General features: G+C 43.1%; 1 pseudogene. It reads right to left on the bottom strand.

The annotated features are described in order from the left end of the window. Positions 1–643, bottom strand: a pseudogene (locus CVN76_RS06495) (hypothetical protein); the annotation flags it as partial. Positions 644–677 lie beyond the last annotated feature (34 nt).

Genomic DNA, 677 nt, shown 5'->3' with positions numbered 1-677 from the left:
TTAAATATTCCTCATCATTTAATCTTCCGACATTCAATAATAGAATGAAATTAAAAATGCCAATCGCCAAAAACATCCAGTCAAGGGTGGGCGTTACAAAAGCTACACCGAAGTAGCAGGTAATGCCAAAGGTAAATAGGGAAATGAAAATGAATATCTTCGATTTAAAGTAACCCGCAATCTTAACATATACCGCCAAACAGAGTAACCCGCCAAGAAACCCGAGCAATGCAGCTCCCCCGCCATGAAGTGAAAGGTACTCTCCAAAGATTCGATAATATGAAGCTGATAAAATGGTAATCGGGATGAATAGACTCGCCAGCGTCAGGAATGCAAACGCCGTCTGTTCAATTTTCAGCTTTGAAGCAATGAAGGCCATTCCCGCAAAAATGACGGCTACCATTCCGATGAAGAAAACTTTCAGGAGCGCATTTAAATCCCCCCATGACGAAGTTGCCAATATCATTCCGCCTAAAAGAAGCAATATCACCCCTGTGAGCAGGACGACCGAAATATTCCGCTCCCTGATTTGTTCACTAGTTTTTCTCGGTTTTATCGGTTTCACCGGTTTAACAAACTTGCTTTCCGGCTTCATGTCCGGAGTATTCGTACGTTTCAGGTCATCTTCGGAAGCGGAACTCATTTGCACCGCCTCGTGCTTCTCTTCGTGCAATAAT

The sequence above is a fragment of the Bacillus sp. mrc49 genome, from assembly GCF_002803435.1.
This window is presented reverse-complemented; position numbering and strand designations above follow the sequence as displayed.